This is a genomic window from Streptomyces sp. NPDC008086 (assembly GCF_042957325.1).
In the GTDB taxonomy this organism is placed as follows: domain Bacteria; phylum Actinomycetota; class Actinomycetes; order Streptomycetales; family Streptomycetaceae; genus Streptomyces.
Genome location: NZ_JBIBIA010000016.1, coordinates 77,002 through 101,491, shown reverse-complemented (window position 1 = coordinate 101,491; position 24,490 = coordinate 77,002). Strand labels below are relative to the sequence as shown.

The 24,490-nt window shown below is 68.7% G+C and carries 21 protein-coding genes; 16 read left to right on the top strand and 5 right to left on the bottom strand.

Going from position 1 to position 24,490, the window contains the following annotated elements; all coding sequences use genetic code 11:
• Positions 1-168 precede the first annotated feature (168 nt).
• Complete coding sequence (locus ACFZBP_RS39205) at positions 169-1,101, top strand: GNAT family N-acetyltransferase (protein WP_391420757.1); 933 nt, start codon at positions 169-171, stop codon at positions 1,099-1,101.
• 284 nt (positions 1,102-1,385) lie between these two features.
• Positions 1,386-3,365 (top strand): helicase C-terminal domain-containing protein, encoded by a 1,980-nt coding sequence (locus ACFZBP_RS39200; RefSeq protein ID WP_391420756.1) that lies wholly within the window; start codon positions 1,386-1,388, stop codon positions 3,363-3,365.
• Positions 3,366-3,570: 205 nt separating this feature from the next.
• Here ACFZBP_RS39200 and lexA read toward each other — a convergent pair whose 3' ends face one another.
• Positions 3,571-4,350, bottom strand: a complete 780-nt coding sequence (gene lexA / locus ACFZBP_RS39195) for a transcriptional repressor LexA (protein ID WP_383457003.1) — start codon at positions 4,348-4,350, stop codon at positions 3,571-3,573.
• A gap of 564 nt (positions 4,351-4,914) precedes the next feature.
• On the opposite strand from lexA, the gene nrdR reads away from it, so the two are divergent.
• The 4 genes from nrdR (at position 4,915) to ACFZBP_RS39175 (ending at position 10,282) form a co-directional block, all read left to right on the top strand.
• A complete protein-coding gene (nrdR, locus tag ACFZBP_RS39190) occupies positions 4,915-5,481 on the top strand; it encodes a transcriptional regulator NrdR (protein WP_391420755.1) in 567 nt (188 codons plus the stop codon).
• Positions 5,482-5,646: 165 nt separating this feature from the next.
• Entirely contained in the window at positions 5,647-8,541 is a 2,895-nt protein-coding gene (locus ACFZBP_RS39185) for a vitamin B12-dependent ribonucleotide reductase (protein ID WP_391420754.1), read from the top strand.
• A gap of 290 nt (positions 8,542-8,831) precedes the next feature.
• The gene (locus ACFZBP_RS39180; RefSeq protein WP_391420753.1) at positions 8,832-9,959 is read left to right on the top strand and encodes a tyrosine-type recombinase/integrase; all 1,128 of its coding nucleotides are present in this window, start codon (positions 8,832-8,834) and stop codon (positions 9,957-9,959) included.
• Positions 9,956-10,282: a helix-turn-helix transcriptional regulator gene (locus ACFZBP_RS39175; protein WP_030184412.1), complete on the top strand. Its 327-nt coding sequence runs from the start codon at positions 9,956-9,958 to the stop codon at positions 10,280-10,282. Before ACFZBP_RS39180 ends, ACFZBP_RS39175 begins: the two co-directional genes overlap by 4 nt.
• A gap of 74 nt (positions 10,283-10,356) precedes the next feature.
• On the opposite strand, the gene ACFZBP_RS39170 is transcribed toward ACFZBP_RS39175, so the two are convergent.
• Complete coding sequence (locus ACFZBP_RS39170; protein WP_391420752.1) at positions 10,357-10,506, bottom strand: hypothetical protein; 150 nt, start codon at positions 10,504-10,506, stop codon at positions 10,357-10,359.
• 880 nt (positions 10,507-11,386) lie between these two features.
• Between ACFZBP_RS39170 and ACFZBP_RS39165 the strand changes: the two genes are divergently transcribed.
• Genes ACFZBP_RS39165 through ACFZBP_RS39155 form a run of 3 tightly spaced genes read left to right on the top strand, consistent with a single transcriptional unit; the run spans position 11,387 to position 13,398 of the window.
• Positions 11,387-12,022: a hypothetical protein gene (locus tag ACFZBP_RS39165; RefSeq protein WP_391420751.1), complete on the top strand. Its 636-nt coding sequence runs from the start codon at positions 11,387-11,389 to the stop codon at positions 12,020-12,022.
• Positions 12,022-12,630: a hypothetical protein gene (locus ACFZBP_RS39160; protein WP_391420750.1), complete on the top strand. Its 609-nt coding sequence runs from the start codon at positions 12,022-12,024 to the stop codon at positions 12,628-12,630. The genes ACFZBP_RS39165 and ACFZBP_RS39160 overlap by 1 nt, the downstream gene beginning before the upstream one ends.
• Positions 12,631-12,648: 18 nt before the next feature.
• Entirely contained in the window at positions 12,649-13,398 is a 750-nt protein-coding gene (locus ACFZBP_RS39155) for a hypothetical protein (RefSeq protein ID WP_391420749.1), read from the top strand.
• A gap of 183 nt (positions 13,399-13,581) precedes the next feature.
• Here ACFZBP_RS39155 and ACFZBP_RS39150 read toward each other — a convergent pair whose 3' ends face one another.
• On the bottom strand, positions 13,582-14,115 hold the full coding sequence (locus ACFZBP_RS39150) for a TerD family protein (protein WP_391420748.1): 534 nt from the start codon (positions 14,113-14,115) through the stop codon (positions 13,582-13,584).
• A 153-nt stretch (positions 14,116-14,268) separates the two neighbouring features.
• Here ACFZBP_RS39150 and ACFZBP_RS39145 point away from each other — a divergent pair, with 153 nt between their 5' ends.
• The 3 genes from ACFZBP_RS39145 to ACFZBP_RS39135 all read left to right on the top strand — a co-directional run bounded on the left by ACFZBP_RS39145 (position 14,269) and on the right by ACFZBP_RS39135 (position 16,572).
• Positions 14,269-14,874 (top strand): YdbC family protein, encoded by a 606-nt coding sequence (locus tag ACFZBP_RS39145; RefSeq protein ID WP_383457014.1) that lies wholly within the window; start codon positions 14,269-14,271, stop codon positions 14,872-14,874.
• Between the two features lie 120 nt (positions 14,875-14,994).
• Positions 14,995-15,654 carry a histidine phosphatase family protein gene (locus ACFZBP_RS39140; RefSeq protein ID WP_383457017.1) on the top strand — a complete coding sequence of 220 codons (660 nt, stop codon included), beginning with the start codon at positions 14,995-14,997 and terminating at the stop codon, positions 15,652-15,654.
• Between the two features lie 12 nt (positions 15,655-15,666).
• Positions 15,667-16,572: an ADP-ribosylglycohydrolase family protein gene (locus tag ACFZBP_RS39135; RefSeq protein ID WP_383457020.1), complete on the top strand. Its 906-nt coding sequence runs from the start codon at positions 15,667-15,669 to the stop codon at positions 16,570-16,572.
• Positions 16,573-16,924: 352 nt separating this feature from the next.
• Here ACFZBP_RS39135 and ACFZBP_RS39130 read toward each other — a convergent pair whose 3' ends face one another.
• A complete protein-coding gene (locus ACFZBP_RS39130) occupies positions 16,925-18,472 on the bottom strand; it encodes a DHA2 family efflux MFS transporter permease subunit (protein ID WP_391420747.1) in 1,548 nt (515 codons plus the stop codon).
• Between the two features lie 187 nt (positions 18,473-18,659).
• On the opposite strand from ACFZBP_RS39130, the gene ACFZBP_RS39125 reads away from it, so the two are divergent.
• The 3 genes from ACFZBP_RS39125 to ACFZBP_RS39115 all read left to right on the top strand — a co-directional run bounded on the left by ACFZBP_RS39125 (position 18,660) and on the right by ACFZBP_RS39115 (position 20,777).
• A complete protein-coding gene (locus ACFZBP_RS39125) occupies positions 18,660-19,283 on the top strand; it encodes a TetR/AcrR family transcriptional regulator C-terminal ligand-binding domain-containing protein (protein ID WP_391420746.1) in 624 nt (207 codons plus the stop codon).
• An 82-nt stretch (positions 19,284-19,365) separates the two neighbouring features.
• On the top strand, positions 19,366-20,067 hold the full coding sequence (locus ACFZBP_RS39120; protein ID WP_383457031.1) for a ribonuclease HII: 702 nt from the start codon (positions 19,366-19,368) through the stop codon (positions 20,065-20,067).
• Positions 20,068-20,135: 68 nt separating this feature from the next.
• Positions 20,136-20,777, top strand: a complete 642-nt coding sequence (locus ACFZBP_RS39115; protein ID WP_391420745.1) for a hypothetical protein — start codon at positions 20,136-20,138, stop codon at positions 20,775-20,777.
• A gap of 467 nt (positions 20,778-21,244) precedes the next feature.
• On the opposite strand, the gene ACFZBP_RS39110 is transcribed toward ACFZBP_RS39115, so the two are convergent.
• Positions 21,245-21,880, bottom strand: a complete 636-nt coding sequence (locus ACFZBP_RS39110) for a hypothetical protein (protein WP_383457036.1) — start codon at positions 21,878-21,880, stop codon at positions 21,245-21,247.
• A 336-nt stretch (positions 21,881-22,216) separates the two neighbouring features.
• Here ACFZBP_RS39110 and ACFZBP_RS39105 point away from each other — a divergent pair, with 336 nt between their 5' ends.
• Entirely contained in the window at positions 22,217-24,376 is a 2,160-nt protein-coding gene (locus tag ACFZBP_RS39105) for a RecQ family ATP-dependent DNA helicase (RefSeq protein WP_391420744.1), read from the top strand.
• The last annotated feature ends 114 nt before the right edge of the window (positions 24,377-24,490 follow it).

Here is a 24,490-nt window from a genome sequence, read left to right as displayed (position 1 = left end):
ACGGTCGACTCCCGCCATTCCGTACTTGCCTCCTGGCGGCCGCCAACCCTCGCCTCCGTCGCTCTCCGCCGCTCGACTTCTGTGCTCCCGACACCGCCTCCGGCTATCACCAACCTCCTTCATCCCTGAGGAACATGAACCACCCCGTCTCCTGAGAGGAGCGTCGCCGTGCCTCCCACCGACGCGAGTACCGACGCCGATACCGCCCCCTTCACCGACATCGGTACTGCCACGAGCGCAGGGGCTCGTGAGAGTCGTGGCGGTCCCGCTGCCGACGCGAGCGCGGACGGTGAGGACACGCTGGACGTGCCCCTGCCCGACGAGATCACCGCGCTCTTCGCGGAGGACACGGGTGGCGGCGTGGCAGGGAGCCTGGGCGGAGGCTCTGCAGCGGGGGCGGCGGCCGCACCCGTGCCTGATCCCGTAGCCAGGCCCGTGCCGGAGTCCGAGCCCGTACTCGATGTCCCAGGCGGGCGCATGCCCGATCCTCCAGCCGCACCAGCGCCAACCTCCGACCTGTCCGTCGCCGAAGATCTGCTCGACCACATTGGCGACTGGGGGCCGATCAGCACGCCCGCAGGAGTGCTGCACATGGTCCCCGTGCGGGTCGACCGGGACCTTCCGATCATCGACCGTTGGATGAACGATCCCGCCGTCGCGGCGTTCTGGGGACTCGCCGGGTCCCAGAACGCGACCGAGGAACACCTGCGAACCCATCTCGCCGGTGACGGACGCAGCGTCCCGTGCCTGGGCTTGTTGGAAGGCACGCCGATGAGCTACTGGGAGATCTACCGAGCGGACCTCGATCCGCTGGCCCGGCACTATCCGGCTCGGCCCCATGACACCGGTGTCCATCTCCTCATCGGAGCCGTCGGTGACCGTGGCCGAGGACTTGGTGGAGCCCTCTTGCGAGCAGTCGCCGACCTCACCTTCGACAAGCGTCCCGCCTGTGCCCGCATCGTCGCCGAACCCGACATTCGCAACACCCCTTCCGTCGCCGCCTTCCTCAGCGCCGGCTTCCGGTTCTCCGCCGAGGTCGACCTGCCCACCAAACGGGCCGCCCTCATGGTCAGAGACCGAAGTCTGCGCCACATGCTGTGACGCCACGTCGCAGCGTCATCACTCTTGGTACACCGCTCGCGGCAATCCGGTTCCCACTCCCGACGAACCGGTTTCAGGCAGAGCCGATCTCTTGTCCGGCCCGCCCACATCACAGACGTTCAGCCGTCGACCCCGACCGAACCAGTCCCAGTCCCACCCGACCCGATCCCGCACCCACCCGAACCGATCCGATCCCCACCCGAGGAATCCCAGGTCTTGATCCCGCCGCTCGTCCCCACCGTGGGCACCCCCTTGTCAGTGCCGGGCCGTAGGGTGGTCGCGCTATGACAAAGCCCTCACTCCCTGAACTCCTGCATGCTGCCGTCACTGCCGTCGGCGGTACGGAGCGCCCCGGCCAGGTGACCATGGCCGAATCCGTCGCGGAGGCCATCGACGGCGGGTCCCATCTGCTGGTCCAGGCCGGCACCGGCACCGGAAAGTCGCTGGGCTACCTCGTGCCCGCGCTCGCTCAGGGGGAGCGCGTCGTCGTGGCGACGGCCACCCTGGCGCTCCAGCGCCAACTCGTGGAGCGCGATCTGCCGCGCACCGTCGAGGCACTGCACCCGCTGCTGCGCCGCCGCCCCGAGTTCGCGATGCTCAAAGGCAGGTCGAACTACCTGTGTCTGCACCGCCTGCACGAAGGTGTGCCGCAGGACGAGGATGAGGGCCTCTTCGACCAGTTCGAGGCCGCCGCACCCACCAGCAAGCTGGGACAGGACCTGCTGCGGCTGCGCGAGTGGTCGGACGAGACGGAGACGGGTGACCGGGACGACCTGACGCCCGGTGTGTCCGACCGGGCCTGGTCCCAGGTGTCGGTGTCGTCGCGTGAGTGCCTGGGTGCTTCCAAGTGCGCGTACGGCGCCGAGTGCTTCGCCGAGATGGCCCGCGAGCGCGCCAAGCTCTCGGAGGTCGTCGTCACCAACCACGCCCTGCTCGCCATCGACGCCATCGAGGGCGCCCCCGTCCTCCCGCAGCACGAGGTCCTGATCGTCGACGAGGCGCACGAGCTGGTCTCCCGGGTCACCGGGGTCGCCACCGGCGAACTCACGCCGGGCCAGGTAAACCGCGCGGTGCGCCGCGCCGCGAAGCTGGTCAACGAGAAGGCCGCCGATCAGCTCCAGACCGCCGCGGAGGGGTTCGAACGGCTGATGGAGCTTGCGCTGCCGGGCCGCCTGGAGGAGATCCCGGAAGACCTCGGCTACGCGCTCATGGCGCTGCGTGACGCCTGCCGTACCGTGATCTCCGGGATCGGGGCGACTCGCGACAAGTCGGTGCAGGACGAGGACGCCGTCCGCAAGCAGGCGCTTGCCTCGGTGGAGTCCGTGCACGACGTGGCGGAGCGCATCACGAACGGCTCCGAGTGGGATGTCGTCTGGTACGAGCGTCACGACCGTTTCGGGGCTTCCCTGCGCGTGGCCCCCATGTCCGTGTCGGGCTTGTTGCGGGAGAAGCTCTTCGCGGATCGGTCCGTCGTGCTGACCTCCGCGACCCTGAAGCTCGGCGGCGACTTCAACGGCGTGGGCGCGTCTCTGGGACTCGCCCCCGAGGGCACCGAGGGTGATGACCTTCCACAGTGGAAGGGAGTGGATGTCGGCTCACCCTTCGAGTACCGCAAGCAGGGCATTCTGTACGTCGCCAAGCACCTGTCGCGCCCTGCGCGGGACGGCGACCGGGCCGACATGCTCGACGAGCTGACTGAGCTCATCCAGGCGGCAGGCGGCCGTACGCTCGGCTTGTTCTCCTCGATGCGAGCCGCTCAGTTGGCCGCCGAGGAGCTTCGCGCCCGTATCCCCGAGTACCCGATCCTCCTCCAGGGCGAGGAGACGCTCGGCGAACTGATCAAGAACTTCGCTGCCGATCCGAAGACCTGCCTCTTCGGCACGCTGTCCCTCTGGCAGGGCGTCGATGTCCCCGGCCCGAGCTGTCAGCTGGTCGTCATGGACAAGATCCCGTTCCCGCGCCCCGACGACCCTCTGATGAGCGCTCGCCAGAAGGCGGTGGAGGACGCCGGTGGCAACGGCTTCATGGCGGTCGCTGCCACGCATGCCGCGCTGCTCATGGCGCAGGGCGCCGGCCGCCTCGTGCGGGCATCAGGGGACCGTGGCGTGGTCGCCGTACTGGACCAGCGGCTGGCCACGGCGCGGTACGGGAGCTATCTGAAGGCTTCACTGCCTGACTTCTGGTACACGACGGACCGTAACCAGGTCCGGAAGTCGCTGGCCGCCATCGACGCGGCGGCGCAGAAGTCGGAAGCGGAACAGTGATCGGGGGTTAGCCTGTCGCGCCGCGACAGGCTAACCCCCGATCTTGCAGCCACTGACGTCGGGGTCGGGACCGCGGACGATCTGAAGCCGCACAAGCCCCGGAACAGCGCAGGGCACCGGGAACAGCACAGGGCCCCGGAACCGGCGCAGGGGTTCCGGGGCCCGGTCAGAGGGCGACGCCGTGGCGCTTCGCCCGCCGCGGCGGTCAGACGCGCCGCAGCACGGCGACCACCTTGCCCAGGATGGTCGCGTCGTCACCGGGAATCGGCTCGTACGCAGCGTTGTGCGGGAGAAGCCAGACGTGGCCGTCCTCGCGCTTGAAGCGCTTGACGGTGGCCTCGCCGTCGAGCATGGCGGCCACGATGTCGCCGTTCTCGGCGACCGGCTGGCGCCGGACCGTGACCCAGTCGCCGTCGCAGATCGCGGCCTCGATCATGGAGTCACCGACGACCTTCAGGACGAACAGCTCGCCGTCACCGACCAGCTGCCGGGGGAGCGGGAAGACGTCCTCGACGGACTCCTCCGCGAGGATGGGGCCACCGGCGGCGATGCGGCCGACCAGCGGAACGTACGACGCGGCGGGCTTGCCGGTGGTGTCCGTGGGCGCCACGGAAGCGGCCTGGTCGGAGCCGCGCACCTCGTACGCACGCGGACGGTGCGGGTCACGGCGGAGGAAGCCCTTGCGCTCCAGTGCCATCAGTTGGTGTGCCACCGAGGAAGTGCTGGACAGGCCGACCGCCTGGCCGATCTCCCGCATCGACGGCGGGTAGCCGCGCCGCTGCACGGAATCCCTGATGACCTCGATCACACGGCGCTGGCGATCGGTAAGCCCTGAGCTGTCGGCCCGGATGCCGGGAGGTCGGCCCGGCAGGGAGCGCTTGTGCCCCTCGGGATTCATGGCTTCGTTCATCGCATGCACCGGCTCGAGTCGGCCCTGGGAGCGGTCCTGGGCAGTGATGGTGGCACTGTCTGCGGTGGTGGTCACGTCGGCCCCTCTCGATGGTCTCCCTGCTGCACAACGGTAGTTGCTTTCGAAAGGTTGCGCCAAACACACGTTCGAGTGAAAAATCGCGAATCACCTGACGTGATCGTGTGTCCGGGTGTATGGCTGGCGCTCGGTCCGACGGGCAAAAGGGCTCATTGTTGTACCCTTCACCGCCGGGGTGACGACCTCGTGGGTTGTCGCCCCAGTCTGCCATCCGAGATCGGATCAACCCGGGACCGACCCCCATCTGTGCGGGAGTCCCACGTCCCCTTCGTGCGGCGCTCACGGTATCTCCGTATGTGCCGGGGCGATACGGCCGTGCACCAAAGCGTGCGGCGCGACGGTGTGGGCGTACGCCGCCTGGCACGGTTGGTGCGACACGCGAGAACCGTGTCGATGTATGAGCCAATCCCCACATCTAGTGGTTGGATTGCGGCAGCAGCCCAGAAGTTGTGGTCCCCCCGGTCTTCGACCGCTCGGAGATCGCCTATGCTTGGGGCTGCTTCGAGGGGCCCATGAGGTCCAGCGAGGCTATTGAGTCTGCTGTGAGGAGGGTTGGGAGTTATGCACTGCCCCTTCTGCAGGCACCCCGACAGCCGCGTCGTCGACAGCCGTACGACCGACGACGGTACGTCGATCCGCCGGCGCCGCCAGTGTCCTGACTGCTCCCGTCGTTTCACGACGGTGGAGACATGCTCGCTGATGGTGATCAAGCGGTCCGGAGTCACCGAGCCGTTCAGTCGCACCAAGGTCATCAACGGCGTGCGCAAGGCATGCCAGGGACGACCGGTCACCGAGGACGCGCTCGCCCAGCTCGGCCAACGGGTCGAGGAGGCGGTGCGAGCCACCGGAAGCGCCGAGCTGACCACCCACGACGTGGGGCTGGCCATACTCGGCCCGTTGCAGGAGCTCGACCTCGTGGCCTTTCTGCGATTCGCGTCCGTCTACCGGGCGTTCGACTCGCTCGAGGACTTCGAGGCCGCGATCGCGGAACTCAGGGAGGCGACGGGACGCCCCGCCGCGGACGACGACCGCGAAGACGACGCCGACGCAGTCACGGGGGGCCAGGAAGACGAGCGCGGGCCCGGAGGGACTGCACAGGTCCCCGTGCCCGCCAACGCCGCCGACTGAGGGCGGGCCGGATCCGGTCCTCGGACCCTCGGATCCGGCCGAGGAGCGGCGACAGAAGACCTGCTGCGGGCGGCAATCGGACGGTGCCCGCAGCACCAGACAGAACATGTGCCACGGGGAACATCGGGGCACTTCAGGGCGTTTTAGCCCGTACAGGGAGGCGGCATGACAGAGACGGCGAGCGGTCCGGCACGGAGTTCCCGTGCCAAGGGCACCAAGGCGACCAAGGGACTGCGTATCGAGCGCATCCACACCACCCCCGGCGTACACCCGTACGACGAGGTGGCCTGGGAGCGCCGTGACGTCGTCATGACCAACTGGCGCGACGGCTCTGTGAACTTCGAGCAGCGCGGCGTCGAGTTCCCCGACTTCTGGTCGGTGAACGCGGTCAACATCGTCACCAGCAAGTACTTCCGCGGTGCCGTCGGCACCCCGCAGCGCGAGGTGAGCCTCAAGCAGCTCATCGACCGCATCGTGAAGACGTATCGGAAGGCCGGCGAGGACTACAAGTACTTCGCCTCGCCCGCCGACGCCGAGATCTTCGAGCACGAGCTGGCCTACGCCCTCCTGCACCAGATCTTCAGCTTCAACAGCCCCGTGTGGTTCAACGTCGGTACGCCCCAGCCGCAGCAGGTCTCCGCCTGCTTCATCCTGTCCGTCGACGACTCGATGGAGTCGATCCTCGACTGGTACAAGGAAGAGGGCATGATCTTCAAGGGCGGCTCCGGCGCCGGCCTGAACCTCTCCCGGATCCGTTCCTCCAAGGAGCTGCTCTCCTCCGGTGGCAACGCCTCCGGTCCGGTCTCCTTCATGCGCGGCGCAGACGCCTCTGCAGGAACGATCAAGTCGGGTGGCGCCACGCGTCGCGCCGCCAAGATGGTCATCCTCGACGTCGACCACCCCGACATCGAGGACTTCATCGAGACCAAGGTCAAGGAAGAGGAGAAGATCCGCGCCCTGCGCGACGCGGGCTTCGACATGGACCTGGGCGGCGACGACATCACGTCCGTCCAGTACCAGAACGCCAACAACTCGGTCCGCGTGAACGACACGTTCATGAAGGCTGTCGAGGCCGGTGGCAAGTTCGGCCTGACGTCTCGCATGACCGGCGAGGTCATCGAAGAGGTCGACGCCAAGGCCCTGTTCCGCAAGATGGCCGAGGCCGCCTGGGCCTGCGCCGACCCCGGCATCCAGTACGACGACACCATCAACCACTGGCACACCTGCCCGGAGTCCGGCCGGATCAACGGCTCGAACCCCTGCAGCGAGTACATGCACCTGGACAACACGTCCTGCAACCTGGCCTCGCTGAACCTGATGAAGTTCCTGAAGGACGACGGCAAGGGCAACCAGTCCTTCGACGTCGAGCGCTTCGCGAAGGTCGTCGAGCTCGTCATCACCGCGATGGACATCTCCATCTGCTTCGCGGACTTCCCGACGCAGAAGATCGGTGAGAACACGCGCGCGTTCCGCCAGCTCGGCATCGGCTACGCCAACCTCGGCGCCCTGCTGATGGCGACCGGCCACGCGTACGACTCCGACGGCGGTCGCGCCCTCGCCGGCGCCATCACCTCTCTGATGACGGGCACGTCGTACAGGCGTTCCGCCGAACTCGCCGCGGTCGTCGGCGCCTACGACGGCTACGCCCGCAACGCCCAGCCGCACCTGCGTGTCATGAAGCAGCACGCCGACGCCAACACCGCGGCCGTCCGCATGGACGACCTGGACACGCCGATCTGGGCCGCCGCCACGGAGGCCTGGCAGGACGTGATCCGCCTCGGTGAGAAGAACGGATTCCGTAACTCCCAGGCGTCCGTCATCGCCCCGACCGGCACCATCGGTCTCGCGATGTCCTGCGACACCACCGGTCTCGAGCCCGACCTCGCGCTGGTCAAGTTCAAGAAGCTGGTCGGCGGCGGCTCGATGCAGATCGTCAACGGCACCGTCCCGCAGGCCCTGCGCCGCCTGGGCTACCAGGAGGAGCAGATCGAGGCGATCGTCGCCCACATCGCCGAGCACGGCAATGTCGTCGACGCCCCCGGCCTCAAGCACGAGCACTACGAGGTGTTCGACTGCGCCATGGGCGAGCGCTCCATCTCGGCGATGGGCCACGTCCGCATGATGGCCGCGATCCAGCCGTGGATCTCCGGCGCCCTGTCCAAGACGGTCAACATGCCGGAGTCGGCGACCGTCGAGGAGGTCGAGGAGATCTACTTCGAGGCCTGGAAGCTGGGCGTCAAGGCGCTCGCCATCTACCGCGACAACTGCAAGGTCGGCCAGCCGCTCTCCGCCAAGACCAAGGAGAAGGAGAAGGCCGAGATCACGGAGAAGGCCGAGGCCACCATCCGTGAGACGGTCGAGAAGGTCGTCGAGTACCGCCCGGTCCGCAAGCGCCTCCCCAAGGGCCGTCCCGGCATCACGACGTCCTTCACGGTCGGCGGCGCCGAGGGCTACATGACCGCCAACTCCTACCCGGACGACGGTCTCGGCGAGGTCTTCCTGAAGATGTCCAAGCAGGGCTCGACTCTCGCGGGCATGATGGACGCCTTCTCCATCGCCGTCTCCGTCGGCCTCCAGTACGGCGTGCCGCTGGAGACGTACGTCTCGAAGTTCACCAACATGCGCTTCGAGCCGGCCGGCATGACGGACGACCCGGACGTGCGGATGGCGCAGTCGATCGTCGACTACATCTTCCGCCGTCTGGCGCTGGACTTCCTGCCGTTCGAGACGCGTTCCGCGCTCGGCATCCACTCCGCCGAGGAGCGTCAGCGCCACCTGGAGACCGGCTCCTACGAGCCGTCCGAGGACGAGGTCGATGTCGAGGGCCTGGCCCAGTCGGCGCCGCGCGCCCAGGAGCTGAAGGCCGTCGCCACGCCGAAGGCCGAGGCCTCGGCTGCCAAGCCTGCTCCGCAGCAGGCCCACACCAGCGCCGAGCTGGTGGAGATGCAGCTGGGCATCCAGGCGGACGCCCCGCTGTGCTTCTCCTGCGGCACGAAGATGCAGCGGGCCGGGTCCTGCTACATCTGCGAGGGCTGCGGCTCGACCAGCGGCTGCAGCTGACACCGGGCGGCGTTGCGTCGGATGCAACACCCGACGTAGCTGAACCTGAAGCGTGATCTCTGCGAGGGAGGGGCGTCAGCTCTGGGCCGGCGCCCCTCTCTTTCCGCAGTTGGTACACCACGACTGCGTTCTGAGAACACGCGTCGCGCCGAAGGCGCGAGAAGAGATCGTTCCGGGGCGCGAAGAAGTGACACTGGCCGTCCCAGGCCTACACCCGGGGCGGTTAGCCCCGATTCCGCTGGCCAGACACGCCGCCGTAACCAATTCAACGATGTTGCGTTGAATGCATCGTGAGTCGAGGGGTGGATCTGCCGGGTGCCGCGCGCCTGGTGCTGGCCGACGGCGTCGTGCATCTGGAACCGGAGCCTGCGGTTTTCGAGGCGATGCTGGACGGCTGGGCCCGGCAGCAAAGGACCCGGTTTCTGGACGAGGACGGGACGATCAAGCCGCGACTGTCGGTGGTGCGGCGGTTCGCGGAGTTCACCAATCAGTACCCCTGGCAGTGGGAGCCTGCCGAGGTCGAGGCGTTCATCGACCACCTAAGGTCGCGGCGCAGGAAGTTCGCCGTGTCCACCGGGCGGAACTACCAGAACGCGCTCCGGATGTTCTGCGAGTACGCCACCGACGCTCGCTACGGCTGGCCCGTGCGCTGCCTGGAACGCTTCGGCCAGGCGCCCGTGCAGAACCTGCACGAGTGGAACACGGTCACCCACAGCAGCGAGTACGAGGGCGACGCCGGTCGGCGCCCGCTGACCTACGACGAGGTCCAGGCCCTTCTCGACGCGGCTGACGCACGGGTCGCCGAGATCCGGTCCCGGCGTCGCAAGGGTTCACTTGCTGCCCTTCGGGACGCGATCCTCCTCAAAACCGTCTACGCCTACGGGCTCCGTCGTCAGGAAGCCTGCGGGCTGGGCCTGTCTGACCTACGGCGGAATCCGAAGATGCCGCAGTGCGGCCGGTTTGGCGGCCTGTTCGTGCGCTACGGAAAGTCCTCCAAGGGAGGCCCTCCCAAGCGTCGCACCGTCTTGACCGTCCCTGAACTGGACTGGGGCGTCGACCTCCTCGACCAGTACCTGGAGGAGGTCCGCCCGGCCTTCTCCCCGGGAAAGCACCCCTCACTCTGGATCACCGAACGCCGCGGTCGGATGTCCGCCCGCCGCTTGGACGAAGTCTTCGAGACCGCCCGCAAAGCCGCGGGCCTGCCCGAAGAACTCGACTTGCACGGGCTCCGCCACAGCTACGTCACGCATCTCGTCGAGTTCGGCTACCCCGAGCGGTTCGTCCAGGACCAGGTTGGCCACGCCTACGCCAGCACCACCGCGATCTACACCGGCGTCTCGGACGAGTACCGCAACCGGCTGCTGCAGCGGGTGTTGAAGGAACGCCACGGCGATCTCTGGGAGGACGACGAGACGTGATCAAGAAGATGGGCTACCACTGGCACCTGCGGCAGATCATGGCCACCAGGCAGATGTTCCAGACCACGGACCTGGTCGGGCCGCTCGCCGAACGGGGCATCACGCTCTCCCGCGAACAGGTCTTCCGTCTGGTCACCCAGCCCCCGCAGCGGCTGTCGATGGACACCCTCGCGGCGCTCTGCGACATCCTCGGTTGCCAGCCCGGCGACCTCATCGAGGTCCGGGTCGTTAACGAGGAGATCCGCAAGACCGCAGACGAAGCACCGGTCCGGTCGCTGCCGACCGTCCGCCGGACCACGATCCGCCGGCCCGAGGGACTATGACCAAGGCCCGCGACCGACAGCGAGCCGAACGGCGACAGGCCGCTCTGGACCGCGTGATCACCGCCGTCACCGCCTCACTGCCCGGCCTCGACCGGGCGGAGGCCGTTCACGCTGTCTCCGAGGCACGGGCCGCCCGGGGCATCCCGCTCCGCGACCTCGACCAGCACCTCGCCGACCACCCCACGGCCCTGATCTCTGGCGAAGCCCACTGCCCGCCCTGTCATCGTCCGCCTCGCCAAGGTCCTGCACACCATGGGACACACGGCCGTGGTCCGGCCTGCCTGCACCGACTGCGGAAGATCCAACCTGGACCTCCCACGGCTGCGCCAACGGACGCCTCTGCATCAACTGTTCCGCCCGCAGCAGCAAGGGCACCTGTGGTCGATGCGGACGCACCAACACCCGGCTCGCCGCCCGCCGAGCCGAGGGCCTCATCTGCTACTCCTGCTACCGCGTCGCCCCGGACGTCGTCGAAGAATGCGTCGCCTGCGGCCAACTCCGCATGCCGGTCACCCGCCGCCCGGATAATTCACCGATCTGTGCGTCCTGTTGGACCGGGCCCCAGTACACCTGCGTGAGCTGCGGCGCCCTCGGCCCGGCCAAGTCAAACGGTCCCGAGGCACCGATCTGTGCGTCCTGCCACCACCAGCAACAGAAGCCGGTCAGGGAATGCGGCCGCTGCGGACAAGTACGACGCATCGCTCGTCGGGCCAGCGGCTCCCAGCCGGACATCTGCGAGGACTGCTGCAACGGGCCCACGAAGACCTGCTCCACCTGCGGGAAAGTCCGCCCCTGCCACCGTGGAGCGGACGGCGCATGGACCTGCCGGACCTGCCGCCCAGGGCTCACCCAGGAGTGCTGCCGCTGCGGACGGACCCGCCGAGTCCACACCCGCTGGCCGATCGGCCCAGTCTGCTCGACCTGCTACACCGTCGTGCTCGACGCGCCCGCGACCTGCACCGGCTGCGGCCGCCACCAGCCACTGATCGGCATCGCCGAGGACGGCACCGGGATGGCGGAGCCTGCGCGGGCACCGCCTTCGACTGCACCTGCCGCACCTGCGGACTCGGCGCCCGGACCTACGCCGACGCCCAATGCCGCTGCGTGCTTACCGCCCGCCTCCAACAGTTGCTGTCCGGCCCCGACGGGCACATCCCGGCACAGCTACAGCCGCTGCGGGACGCTCTCGCCCTGGCCGAGCGGCCCCGCGGCATCCTGCACTGGCTCAAGCACAGCCCGAACGCCGCCCTCTTCGCCAGCCTGGCCGCCTCCGGAGAACCGATCACCCACCAACGTCTCGATCAGCTTCTACCCAGCCGACACCTGCATTACGTCCGCCACACCCTCGTACACCTCGGAGCCCTCCCAGGACGAGATGAGGAACTTGACCGCATCCCTGCATGGCTGGACACGGTCCCCGACCGCCCCGTCGGCCACGTCCAGATGGTCCGTCCCTACGCGCACTGGCACCTGCCTGCGGCGAGCCCGACGACGCGCCGCCCAGCGGAGCCGGGCTCGTTCCTCCGCACCCGTGTCCTGGTGGCTCTGGAGTTCCTCACCTGGCTGGACGAGCACGGCCTCGACCTGGGCGGACTTCGGCAAGACCGCCTCGACCGCTGGCTGGACACGGGCAACACCCGCACCTACGCAATTCGCTACTTCCTGTCCTGGACCACCGGCCGCGGCCTCACTGGCAAGCTCACTGTCCCTTCCATTCCGCGTCGCAGCCCAGCCAGCTGATGGACGAGGACGGCCGCTGGCAGCTGCTGAAACGGTGCCTGACCGACTCCACGATGGCTCTGGACACCCGGGCCGCCGGCGCACTGATCCTGCTCTTCGGCCTGCATGCGTCCCACGTCCGGCACCTGACCGCGACCCAACTCGTTCACCGCGATGGCAACAGCTACCTCACCGTCGACCGGCACCCGATCCTGCTGCCGCCCCGGCTCGCCAGACTCCTCCACCAGCTGGCCGAAGCACCCCACACCCGGGCCGCCCTCACCTGCACCAACCGCGGCGAGCCATGGCTCTTCCCCGGTCTGGTCCCCGGCCGCCCCGCCTCTCAGACCGGCCTCAGCTCAAAACTCCTGTCCCACGGCATCGACACCAGACCGGCCCGGAACGCGGCCCTGGTCGCGCTCGCCGGTGACCTGCCCGCACCGGTCCTCGCGAGCATCCTCGGCCTCCACCCCAACACCGCAGTTTGCTGGGCAGGGTTCGCCAAGACCTCCTGGGCCGACTACCTCGCCGCCCGCGCCCACGACATGCAAAGGCATTCAGGCAAGGATGTCCAGGACGGAGTCCCCCGTCTCCCTTCAAGCAGAAACAGGCAGGACAACTGCCACTGACTCCGAGACCATCAGCCAATGACCACAGAACCGCATCTGCTGTCCCTCCGCATCGTCGTGCCACCGCTGGGAAGCCGACACGGCGCCGTGGAATGCCGACCGATCATCAACGGACGAGACATCCTGGCCGACGTGTTCGACGAGGGGCCGGCAGATGACCCTCGGTATCTGTTGGGGCAGCATGCGCCGCTTCACGCGACAGACACGCCCCGCGAGGTTCGGCTTGCCGAGGCCGAGTGCACGGAAGGATGCTGCGGCGCTGTCTACGTGACCATCAGGCGCGAAGGGCAGCACGTGGTCTGGAGCGGCTGGCGCAACCCGGATGAAGACGATGTCGACCTCCCAGAGCTTCGATTCGACGTCAATCAGTACGACGCGGAGGTCCGCCGGGCCTCGACCGACCGCAGCTGGGAGTGGCCGGCCCGAACAGTCGCCCGGCTTCTTGAAGAACGGCTCCGGGAGCGGGTCGGCTGGCTGACGACCTGGGAATGCGAACTGGGAGCCGTCTCAGCTTGGCACTGGGAACCTGACCAGATCAGCGTCTGGCTGTTCCATCCCGGCCGCTCCGCGATCAGAGAGGACCGTCCCTGGCTTCAGTTCAGGATGACCCTTCCGGTCTCCGGAGACGACCCGGGCGACCAAGCAGAGCGCCTTGAGGCTCGTCTCACGGCCGAAGACCCCCGCGAGGTCGCTGAGGTTTGCGGCGGCTCGAAGGAGTTTGCCGATCAGCTTGGCTACCCCTGGCCAGGTCCCCGACGTCGAGCATGAAGAGCGGTTGAGGCGAGGAATACGACACGCCAGCAATAAGTGGTCTCCGCCAGTACACCGGGCAGGGGCATGGCCCCGGACGCCGGGGAGCCGTTGAGGTGACCCGGCGAACGCGCTGAAGAGGGGCGCCGACATAAGGTCGGCGCCCCTCTTCGTCGTATGCCCGGCGGACCTACGAGTGGCTCAGGTCTGGCGAGCGCTGCCCATCGTCGCCGTGAACGTCTCCGGGTCCTCCTCGAAGCCGTGGATGCCCGGGTGGAAGTCCCATGCGCTCGATCCGTCGCGTATGAACTCCGCGACCGTCGTCGCCGTCGCCCCGAGGACACCGCCGAAGTCGTCCTCGGCCATGACGGTGTAGCCCTCGCGGATGCGCAGGGCCGGATTGACGACGCTGACGAAGGTGCGCTTCGCGGGATTCTGCTGGATCACCACACCGACCATCACGCGCGCGTACCGGCTGTCGAGCCGGTCGAGCTCCACGGTGAGGACCTCGTCCCAGCCGAAACCCTTGCCGTCCTTGCTGTCCCGGTTGAGATAAATCGTTCCGTCGGGAGAACGGCTGTCGAAGTGCACCACGTACGCGGGATCGCCGTACGGGTCGCTCGCCAGGTAGGTCGCGGCGACGAGGTCCAGATCGGTGGGCGGCTGACCCGCCGGACTCGGATCCCACTTGAGTGAGATCTCGACCTTCCGGATCCCCTTGTTGATGGCGTTCACCAGGCTCCCCTTCCCCGTTTTGCGTTGTCTCAGCCCGAACTGCCCAGCAGACAAGGCCGGTTGTCCATCCTGCCACGCGCGCGGGAGCGTACGCCGAAGAGCACTCCTGCCGAGAGTGACCAGCGCCACGCTCCGTGGCCTTACGATGGCGCGGTGCTGGTCAAGTGGATTCGCTGCACCGTGGTGGACCGCCGCGGCTTCGAGCGGGGGCAGCGAAAGTGGGCGGGGCTTCTGGGGGAGCCGGGATTTCGGGGGCAGGGTGGTGGCTGGAGTCGGGGGCGGCAGGGGGTGGCGCACATCTTCTCGTTCTGGGAGAGCCGTTCCTTCTACGACTCCTTCATGGCCCGCTCCCACGACAGACTGGCGACGGCGCAGTCGGGCACCTTCAAGGACATGCAGGTCAGACTCTTCGACTACCGCTTCGACGTGAAGACCGGGTTCGAGCCGCGCTTCACCGACGCGGATCTCGTCAGGGTGGCCCACTGCCGTGTCCACGAAGAACGGGCGGAACACTTCACGCTCATGCAGGAGAAGGTCTGGAACCCCGCTATGGCCGGCTCCCCAGGCATGATCCGCGGGCTGTTCGGCGAGGCCCCGGGGCATGAGTTCCTGGTGCTGTCGATGTGGCGGTCGGCCGCGGAACACGGTAAGTACCGCACGGAGCGCGTGGAGCGACTGGCGCTGCGAGCCCAGACCGAGGCCGACATCGCGGCCCTTACGGGTGACATCGTGGAGCTCGAATCGACCTGGACGGTTTGAATTCCGGACCCGCCAAAAGTGCGTTTTGACGCGGCCCGGTGGTGCAGGAAATGTGTGACCTACGCCGTATGGGGCCCGTACGAGTCTTCGATGGGCCGTGACCCGATCTAGGGTTTTGGCATGGCACGACCACGGCGCATCGTCCTTGTCCGGCACGGCGAGTCAACGGGCAATGTTGATGACACCGTCTACGAGCGTGAACCCGACCACGCCCTCGCCCTGACCGCGCGGGGCCGACTGCAGGCGGAGGAGACCGGAAAACGACTGCGGGAGGTGTTCGGCCGGGAACGGGTGAGCGTGTACGTCTCGCCGTATCGCCGTACGCACGAGACCCTGCGGGCCTTCCACCTGGACCACGAGCTCATACGCGTACGCGAAGAACCCCGGCTGCGCGAGCAGGACTGGGGAAACTGGCAGGACCGCGACGACGTACGCCTTCAGAAGTCCTACCGGGACGCCTACGGCCACTTCTTCTACCGTTTCGCCCAGGGCGAGTCCGGCGCCGACGTGTATGACCGGGTCGGCAATTTCCTGGAGAGCCTGTTCCGCAGCTTCGAGGCCCCCGACCATCCGCCGAACGTGCTGCTGGTGACCCATGGACTTGCCATGCGGCTGTTCTGCATGCGCTGGTTCCACTGGACGGTCGCGGAATTCGAGTCACTGTCGAACCCAGGGAACGCAGAGATGCGGATGCTCGTTCTCGGGGACGACGGCAAGTACACGCTTGACCGGCCGTTCGAACGCTGGCGAGATCCGGAACCGTACGGGATCACCGGATAGAGTGGCAGAGCGATGACCGCTGACTCATCTCCCGAAGGGCGCCTGGAGCGCGCCCTGGCAAGCCTGCGCGGACTCGCGGTGGGCGACGCGCTGGGCTCGCAGTTCTTCGTTCCCGTGAACTACCCCCTGCTGAAGCGCCGCGAGCTGCCCCCCGGCCCCTGGCAGTGGACGGACGACACGGAGATGGCCTGCTCCGTGGTCGCCGTCCTGGCCGCCCACCACCGCATCGACCAGGACGCCCTGGCCCGCTCCTTCGCCGAGCACCACGACTTCGACCGTGGCTACGGCCCTGCCGTCAACCGGCTGCTGCGCCTGGTCCGGGAGGGCGGCGACTGGCGCGAGCTGTCGGCCGCACTCTTCAACGGACAGGGCTCCTGGGGCAACGGCGCCGCGATGCGGATCGCGCCCCTCGGCGCCTGGTACGCGGACGACCCGGAGCAGGCGACCCACCAGGCCGAGATCTCCGCCTACCCCACGCATCAGCACCGCGAGGCCGTGGTCGGCGCCATGGCTGTCGCCGCGGCTGCCGCGCTGGCTGCCGCTCCTGGCGGCCCACCCAGCCCCGAGGCGCTGCTCGACGACGTCATCGCCCTCGTGCCGAAGAGTGCGGTCGGAGCAGGTCTACGACGGGCCCGGGACATGCTCGACTACGGCGACGCGGGCACCGTCGCGGCTGTCCTGGGCTGCGGACGCCGAACGACGGCCCACGACACCGTGCCCTTCGCCCTCTGGTCGGCGGCGCGGACCCTCGGCGACTATGAGCGGGCCTTCTGGACGACCGCCCAGGTCGGCGGTGACGTGGACACCACGTGCGCCATCGTGGGCGGTGTGATCGGTTCCGGGAAGGCCGGGTCGGTGCCGGTCGAGTGGGTGGAGCGCACCGAGGCGTTCCCCGAGTGGCTGGCGACTTCGGCGTAGCGCTTCGGACAGCCGCTGCCCGCGCCGCATCTCGATAACTTTCCGTGCGCGCCGGGAACTCTGTGTGATCGGTCATCCGTTGTCATGGCAGTTGGTGTGCGGCCCCACTGGGGCTGTGCGCGCATGACATATGAGAGGCGCTGGGGGTGAAGCCATGGAGTTCGTGTCGGTGCTGGGCGCGCTGTTCGTCGCGGCGGTCGTCGCGTGGAGCGGTGTCCGGCTTCCCCGCGTCGGATCGGCTCGTCGCTCGCCGGTCGCCGTGAGGGTGGAGCGGATGGCCGGCTCGTCGTCCTCGCAGGAGGTCCCCCGCACGCGATCCGGCCATCCGCGGCCCTTGGCGGGCCGGGCTGAGTCACCCGGCCATCGGACCCGCCGTCCCGGCGAGGGCGTCAAGATCACTCTTGCGGACCCGGATCACGAACCATGCCGTGGCCAGGGCGAGTACCGCCATCGCCGCGGCTGCCACGAAGCCCATCGATATGCCGTGGGTGAGCACTTCGTGCCCCCAGGAACCGGGCAACTGCTGCGTCTTGGCGAACTCCGCCTTCTGTTCGGCCGATCCCTCCGCCATGAACTTCGGGAACTGCTTCTCCGCCTCGTCCTTGCTGGCCGAGCCGAACACGGTCGTCAGGATGGACAGGCCGAGCGAACCGCCCACCTGCTGCGTGGTGTTGAGCAGTCCGGAAGCCGCGCCGGCCTCGTGCTGGGCGACACCGGATACAGCGGTGATCGTCAGGGTCACGAAGTTCAGGCCCATGCCGAAGCCGAACGCCAGCATCGGGCCGAGGACTCCGCCGACGTACGAGCTGTCGGAGCTGAGAAGGGTCTGCCAGGCCAGCCCGATCGCCGTGAGCGCCGATCCCACGAGCATGAACGGCTTGGGACCGAGTACCGGCAGGAAACGCTGCGACAGGCCCGCGCCGAGCGCGATCACGACCGTCACCGGCAGGAACGCGAGTCCGGCCTCGATCGGGCTGTACTCCAGCACGTTCTGTACGAACAGCACGATGTAGAAGAACATCCCGAACATCGCCGCGGCGAGGCTGAGCATGATCACGTACGTGCCCGAGCGATTGCGGTCGGCGAACATTCTGAGCGGCGTGATGGGTTCCTTGGCCCGCGACTCGATGAACGCGAAGGCCAGCAGCAGGACCACCGCGGCGCCGAAGGACCCGATGGTCAGGCTGTCCCGCCATCCTTCGTCCGCGGCGCGGATGAAGCCGTAGACCAGGGAGGCCATACCCGTCGTCGAGGTCAGTGCGCCGGCGATGTCGAAGCGGCCGGTGTGCCGTTCGGACTCACTGATGTACAGCGGCGTGAGGACGGCGATCACGATGCCTATCGGCACGTTGACGAAGAGCACCCACCGCCAGTCGAGCCATTCGGTGAGCATGCCCCCCGCGAGCAGACCGATGGCGCCACCGCCCGCGGAGACGGCGGCGAAGACGCCGAACGCCCGGTTGCGCTCGGGGCCTTCCGGAAACGTCGTGGTGATGAGCGCCAGCGAGGTGGGCGAGGCGATGGCGCCTCCCACGCCCTGGAGCACGCGCGCGGCCAGCAACTGCCAGGGCTCCTGGGCGAGTCCGCCGAGCAGGGACGCGAGCGTGAACAGCAGAATGCCGGACATGAAGACTCGGCGACGGCCCAGGATGTCGCCCGCGCGGCCACCGAGGAGCAGCAGACCACCGAATGTGAGTGTGTAGGCGCTGACGACCCAGGTGAGGTCGGTGGTGCTGAACTTGAGGGCGTCTTGAATGTGCGGGAGCGCGATGTTCACAATCGTCGCGTCGAGTACCACCATGAGTTGGCAGGCCGCGATGACGGTGAGCGCGATGCCGGGATGCCCCTCCCGGCGGGCCGCACCTGGTTTCTGATCCTTGATCAACTGAGAGGTTGTCACTATGGGTCCCCCACAAATGCCTTAGTGAACGCTCGCGTTCACTGCCGCGACAACCGTAGTGAGTCCCCAGTAGTGAACGCAAGCGTTCACTTAGGTTGTCGTTGTGCGGTCCGTCCCCCCGTAGTGGCCGCGCAGTGCATCCCTGTCCCCGGAATCCCCGCTTCCCTTGTTCGTTGGAGACGCTCAGATGGTTACCTCGCGCTGGACGGCCGCCCCCGCTCAGACGGCCTCTCTCCGCCGGCGTGGCGCTGTGCTCGAACGCGCGATCCTCGACGCCGCGCTGGAACAACTCAGTACGGTCGGCTGGAACGGCCTCACGATGGAGGGCGTCGCCGCCGGCGCGCAGACCGGGAAGGCGGCCGTCTATCGGCGGTGGCCGTCCAAGGAGGACCTCGTCGCCGATGCGCTGCGTGCCGGGCTGCCGCGGTTCGAGTCGGCTCCCGATCTGGGGACGGTGCGCGAAGATCTGCTCGAGCTGTGTCGGCAGGCCCGTGAGGCGATGTTCTCGCGCCCCGGTTTCGCGCTGCGATCAGTGATTCACGAATGCGACAGCCTCCAGGCCGAGCGGTTTCATGGCGTGATCTTCGAGGGAGTCGTGGAGCCCACGATCGGGTTGCTCCGGGAGGTCATCACCCGTGGCATCGCTCGAGGAGAGGTGCGGGCTGATGCGGCTAACGGCTATGTGTTCGACGCCATTCCAGCGATGATGATGTACCGATCGAAGATGTGCTCAAGCGAATGGAACGACCGCGATCTCGAGGAGATGATCGACCAGTTGATGCTTCCACTGCTCCGCCCGACGCGCGCCTGAAGCGCCACTGCGGCGGCCTGGAGATCGCTTCGGTGAACCGGGGTGTCGAAGCCCGCCGCGGTCGGCGTACGCTAAGGGCGCCATGCCGTACGAACCGCCTACTCACACCGTCGAGCGCTCCCTTCGAGCCACGACCGGAGCGAAGATCATTGCCGGTGTCGACGAGGTGGGGCGCGGCGCGTGGGCCGGTCCCGTCACCGTCTGCGCGGCGATCACCGGACTGCGTCGGCCCCCCGCAGGGCTCACCGACTCCAAGCTGCTCACCATCAAGCGGCGCACCGAGCTCGCCGATCTGTTGCGGACGTGGGTGACGTCGTACGCCCTCGGGCACGCCTCTCCGGAGGAGATCGACGATCTGGGGATGACGGCCTCGCTGCGGCTTGCCGCGGGGCGCGCCCTGGAAGCCCTGCCCGTCCGTCCCGACGCGGTGATCCTCGACGGGAAGCACGACTACCTCGGGGACCCCTGGAGGGTCCGGACGGTGATCAAGGGCGACCGGTCATGTGTGGCGGTCGCGGCGGCCTCGGTGATCGCCAAGGTGCAGCGCGACAAAATGATGGCCGAACTGGGTATCGACCATGCAGACTTCGGTTTTGCGGACAACGCCGGGTATCCGTCACCCGTGCACAAGGCCGCACTGGCGGAGCGGGGGCCCACCCCGTACCACCGGTTGTCGTGGGCGTATCTTGATGCGCTGCCCCAGTGGCGGCATCTCAAGAAGGTCCGCACCTGGGTGGAAGGAAGCGTTCCGGAGATCGAGGGTCAGCTCGGCTTCGATTTCTGACGATTCCGCTCGCACTTGTGTGCCACCCGCTGACGCGAGCCGCATCAGTGTTTGATAAATATCAGCTCATGCCTCTCATTCCCGAGGAGCCTCAGATTCACGAGAGTGCCCAGGGTCCCCGCGCCACGCCGGCCAGCGGCCGTACCGCGCCGACCCCTCGCCCCGTACCCGGCCCCCGCCCCGCGGCTCCGTCGCGTCCCGGCCGACCCGGGCCCCCGCGGCCCGCGCCGCCGGTGCAACGTACGCCGCGCGATGTGGCCGTGACCAAGCCCGGGCCGACCGGTCCGCTTGCCCCCGTCGCCACCGCTCCGGCTGCGGCGACCCCGCAGATCCAGCTGATCCCGGCTTCCCCCGAGGGCGCGCTCGACGCCGCCGAGGAAGCCGTCGACCTGCTCCTGGATTCGGGCCGCGCTCCCAGCGACGTGCTGGTGATCACCACGGGAGAACAGCACCCGTGGGCCGCCCACGAGCTGTCCTTCGGCGAAGCCTCCTACTGGGCGCAACACGACGCGGGGGACGACGTCTTCTACGCCGATGCCGCGGCCGCGGATCGTGCCGCGGTGCGTCCCGTGGTCGTGGTGGCCGTCAACGGTGGCCCCGACACCGCTGCTGCCGCCGCCCTGCCCCTGGCCCTCGGCCGGGCCGGTGCCCTGCTGATCGTCTGCGGTGACCCGCAGAGGATCAACTCGGTGCTGGGCGCGGGCGTCTGAGCCGGATCCGGCTCGTCCGGGGGAAGCTCCGCGGGACACCGGGGGGACAGGACGCCGTCGCCGAGACGGCGTCTGCACGGTGCCGCCTTTGGTGTGCGCGGACGAGCGGAGAGCTCGCTGCGCACACGTTCGGCGAACCCTGGTGAGCGTCCATGCCGACGGGCGGTCGTCGTGGGTCGTCCCGTGGCGACGGGCCCTTGACCTGTCGTTGCTCGATCGCGATCGAGCAGCTCCGGTCGCTTGTGTCGTGGCGTCCCCGTTGCCGATGTCGTGCGGCGCAGCGCGCGCAGCTGCCATCGCTTTTCGTACGGCAGGCGCCGTATCTCGGACGGCAGGCGTCGCGTCCCGTCCTGCTGCCGTCGCGCCTCGTGCTGCAGCGTCGGATCTCGTGCGGCGGGAGCCGCGTCGCTGACTTCGCACGGAGTGGCCGTGCTGTCGCTGTCAGCCGAGAAGCCCGGTCCGTGGCCTCAGCGGGCAGCCGCGCGTCGCAGTACCTCTGAGGCCGCGCCCCCGGTGCGGGGCATCGGGAGCGGTGACTCGGACGTGGCGAAGGGCTCTGGTGCCGAGTCGGTGTTGGGGCGGCGGCCGCCGCGGCCCTCGCCGAGGACCTGCCAGCCGTCCTGGGTCAGCGTGATGTACGCCCCGCACCGCAGCCCATGCAGCGTGCAGGCGTCACGCAGCCCCCACATCCACGCGCCGTCCTCCTCCGTCCAACGGGCGTCGCCCTCGCGGCAGTAGAGCAGCACCGCGGTGCGCACCGGGGTGCGGCGCCGCAGGTCGTGCGGGATGACGCGGCGCAGCTGGGCGAGCAGTGCGTTGCGGAACATCCAGCCGTCGGCCGGGGCCGGGCGGCGAATGAACGAGGCGCTCGCCCGCAGCCGCTCGTCCGGGTCGAGGACGGCCACGATCGCCGTCGCCGGTTTGGGGCGGTGCCGGGAGTGCAGACCGCTGACGACCTCGCGGGGGTTGCGCAGCAGTGGGATGCCCGCGGCGGCCCACTCCGCGGGTTCGAGCATGCGGGCCAGAGGGTTGGCGGATGCGGCGGACAGGTCGGCTGACGTCGACATGGATGCCGCGGAGGACGGAGCGAATCCGAAGGTCACGGTCCTCCCTTCGGCTACGCGCCCACACTACGGGCGAGGTCGGAATCGGGGGAGCGCACACCGCAGCAGAGCCCTACCGGACCACGGACGAGCCGTGCGGGGAGCGGACTTCAATTCTTCCTGCCGAACCTGAATGCGGCAACGAGCAATTGGGGCCACCGACCGTTATCTGGTGGTGCGAGGGTTATATCCCTACCCAGTGCGTCACTGTGCGATGCATGGGGCGGCCATGCATCGCGAGGTCGTAGCTGCTCACCAGCTCTGCCGACGGCACAGGAGCGCCGGTCGCGCAGGGTGAGGTAGCTGATTGTCAGTGCCATCGGGTTGCATGGAGGCATGAACAATCCGGAGCTCCGTGCTGAAGCCGATGCCATCCTCGCCGGGCTCGTCGGTGCCCAGGAGGGGGCGGCGCGGCTGCGTGAGGACCAGTGGCAGGCCGTGGCGGCTCTGGTGGAGGACCGCCGACGCGCCCTGGTGGTGCAGCGCACCGGCTGGGGCAAGTCAGCTGTGTACTTCGTCGCCACCGCCCTGCTGCGCCGTCGGGGCGCCGGTCCGACCGTGATCGTCTCGCCGCTGCTGGCTTTGATGCGCAACCAGGTCGAGTCGGCGGCCAGGGCCGGCATCCAGGCGCGGACCATCAACTCGGCCAACCCCGAGGAGTGGGACACGATCTACGAGGAGGTCGAGCGCGGGGAGACCGACGTTCTCCTCGTGAGCCCGGAGCGCCTCAATTCCGTGGATTTCCGCGATCAGTTGCTGCCGAAGCTCGCGGCGACGACCGGCCTGCTGGTGGTCGACGAGGCACACTGCATCTCCGACTGGGGCCATGACTTCCGGCCCGACTACCGACGGCTCCGGGCGATGCTCGCCGCGCTGGCCCCCGGCGTTCCGGTGCTGGCGACCACGGCGACCGCCAACGCGCGCGTGACGGCGGACGTGGCCGAGCAACTGGGCACCGGCGCCGGTGAGGCACTGGTGCTGCGCGGCTCGCTGGAGCGGGAGAGCCTGCGGCTGGGCGTGGTCCAGCTGCCGGACGCCGCGCACCGCCTGGCCTGGCTGGCCGAGCACCTGGACGAGATGCAGGGCTCCGGGATCATCTACACGCTCACCGTGGCCGCGGCCGAGGAGGCCACCGCCTTCCTGCGACAGCGCGGCTTCCACGTGGCCTCGTACACGGGGCGCACGGAGAACGCCGACCGCCTGCAGGCCGAGGCGGACCTGCTGGCCAACCGTGTCAAGGCGCTCGTCGCCACGTCGGCGCTGGGCATGGGGTTCGACAAGCCGGACCTGGGCTTCGTGGTGCACCTGGGCTCGCCGTCCTCGCCGATCGCCTACTACCAGCAGGTCGGTCGCGCCGGCCGCGGTGTCGAGCACGCGGATGTGCTGCTGCTGCCCGGCAAGGAGGACGAGGCCATCTGGCGCTACTTCGCCGATACGGCGTTCCCGCCCGAGGCACAGGTCAGGCAGACGCTCTCGGCGCTGGCCGACGCGGGACGACCGCTCTCGGTGCCGGCCCTCGAGGCTGCGGTGGATCTTCGGCGGACCCGGCTGGAGACCATGCTCAAGGTCCTCGACGTGGACGGGGCGGTCCAGCGGGTCAAGGGCGGCTGGATCTCCACCGGCCAACAGTGGATCTACGACTCCGAGCGGTACGCATGGGTGGCGCGGCAGCGGACGGCGGAGCAGCAGGCCATGCGGGACTACGTGAGCACGTCCGAGTGCCGGATGGAGTTCCTACGCCGACAACTGGACGACGAGGGCGCCGCCCCGTGCGGCCGCTGCGACAACTGCGCGGGCACCTGGATCGCGTCGTCCGTCTCGGCCGAGGCGCTGACAGGGGCGGCGAAGGAGCTCGATCGCCCCGGGGCGGAGGTCGAGCCGCGCCGGATGTGGCCGACGGGGATGCCCGCCCTGGGCATCGACCTCAAGGGACGTATCCCGGCGAAGGAGCAGTGCTCCACCGGGCGGGCCCTGGGGCGGCTGTCGGACATCGGCTGGGGCAACCGCCTGCGCCCCCTGCTGGCCGAGAACGCGCCCGACGGCCCGGTCCCCGACGACGTTCTTCAGGCCGCGGTCGCCGTGCTCGCCGACTGGGCGCGCTCACCGGGCGGCTGGGCACCGAACGTCCCGGACGCCTCCGCTCGTCCGGTGGGCGTCGTCGCCGTACCGTCCCTGGCCCGCCCGCAACTGGTCGCTTCCCTCGCCCAGGGCATCGCCGGCATCGGCCGCCTGCCCTACTTGGGGAACCTGACCCACACCGGGCCGAGCGGCGCCCACACGGTACGGCGCAGCAACTCCGCGCAACGCCTGCGGTCACTGTCCGGCACGTTCACTGTCTCCGAGGAGCTGGCGGGTGCCTTGGCCAGCTCCCCGGGACCGGTGCTGCTCGTGGACGACTACACCGACTCCGGCTGGACCCTCGCCGTCGCGGCGCGGTTGCTTCGCCGGGCAGGCAGTGGAGAGGTGCTTCCTTTGGTCCTCGCTGCGGCGGGGTGACCTCGCAGAGAGGCGTGACGTAGGGCTGTGCGCCGGGAGCGAACTCGCTACCGGTGTGTGCGCCGAGATCGTGGAGGAAGCGGTGGACGTGCTCGCGGCTCCCGCAGGGGGAGA

Coding starts and splice junctions, on each gene's coding strand:
- ACFZBP_RS39105 (WP_391420744.1), top strand. CDS start 22,217: ATGAACAATCCGGAGCTCCGTGCTGAAGCCGATGCCATCCTCGCCGGG.
- ACFZBP_RS39120 (WP_383457031.1), top strand. CDS start 19,366: ATGCCGTACGAACCGCCTACTCACACCGTCGAGCGCTCCCTTCGAGCC.
- ACFZBP_RS39200 (WP_391420756.1), top strand. CDS start 1,386: ATGACAAAGCCCTCACTCCCTGAACTCCTGCATGCTGCCGTCACTGCC.
- ACFZBP_RS39155 (WP_391420749.1), top strand. CDS start 12,649: ATGACCACAGAACCGCATCTGCTGTCCCTCCGCATCGTCGTGCCACCG.
- ACFZBP_RS39115 (WP_391420745.1), top strand. CDS start 20,136: ATGCCTCTCATTCCCGAGGAGCCTCAGATTCACGAGAGTGCCCAGGGT.
- ACFZBP_RS39170 (WP_391420752.1), bottom strand. CDS start 10,506: ATGACAGGGCGGGCAGTGGGCTTCGCCAGAGATCAGGGCCGTGGGGTG.
- ACFZBP_RS39185 (WP_391420754.1), top strand. CDS start 5,647: ATGACAGAGACGGCGAGCGGTCCGGCACGGAGTTCCCGTGCCAAGGGC.
- ACFZBP_RS39135 (WP_383457020.1), top strand. CDS start 15,667: ATGACCGCTGACTCATCTCCCGAAGGGCGCCTGGAGCGCGCCCTGGCA.
- ACFZBP_RS39140 (WP_383457017.1), top strand. CDS start 14,995: ATGGCACGACCACGGCGCATCGTCCTTGTCCGGCACGGCGAGTCAACG.
- ACFZBP_RS39125 (WP_391420746.1), top strand. CDS start 18,660: ATGGTTACCTCGCGCTGGACGGCCGCCCCCGCTCAGACGGCCTCTCTC.
- nrdR (WP_391420755.1), top strand. CDS start 4,915: ATGCACTGCCCCTTCTGCAGGCACCCCGACAGCCGCGTCGTCGACAGC.
- ACFZBP_RS39160 (WP_391420750.1), top strand. CDS start 12,022: ATGGACGAGGACGGCCGCTGGCAGCTGCTGAAACGGTGCCTGACCGAC.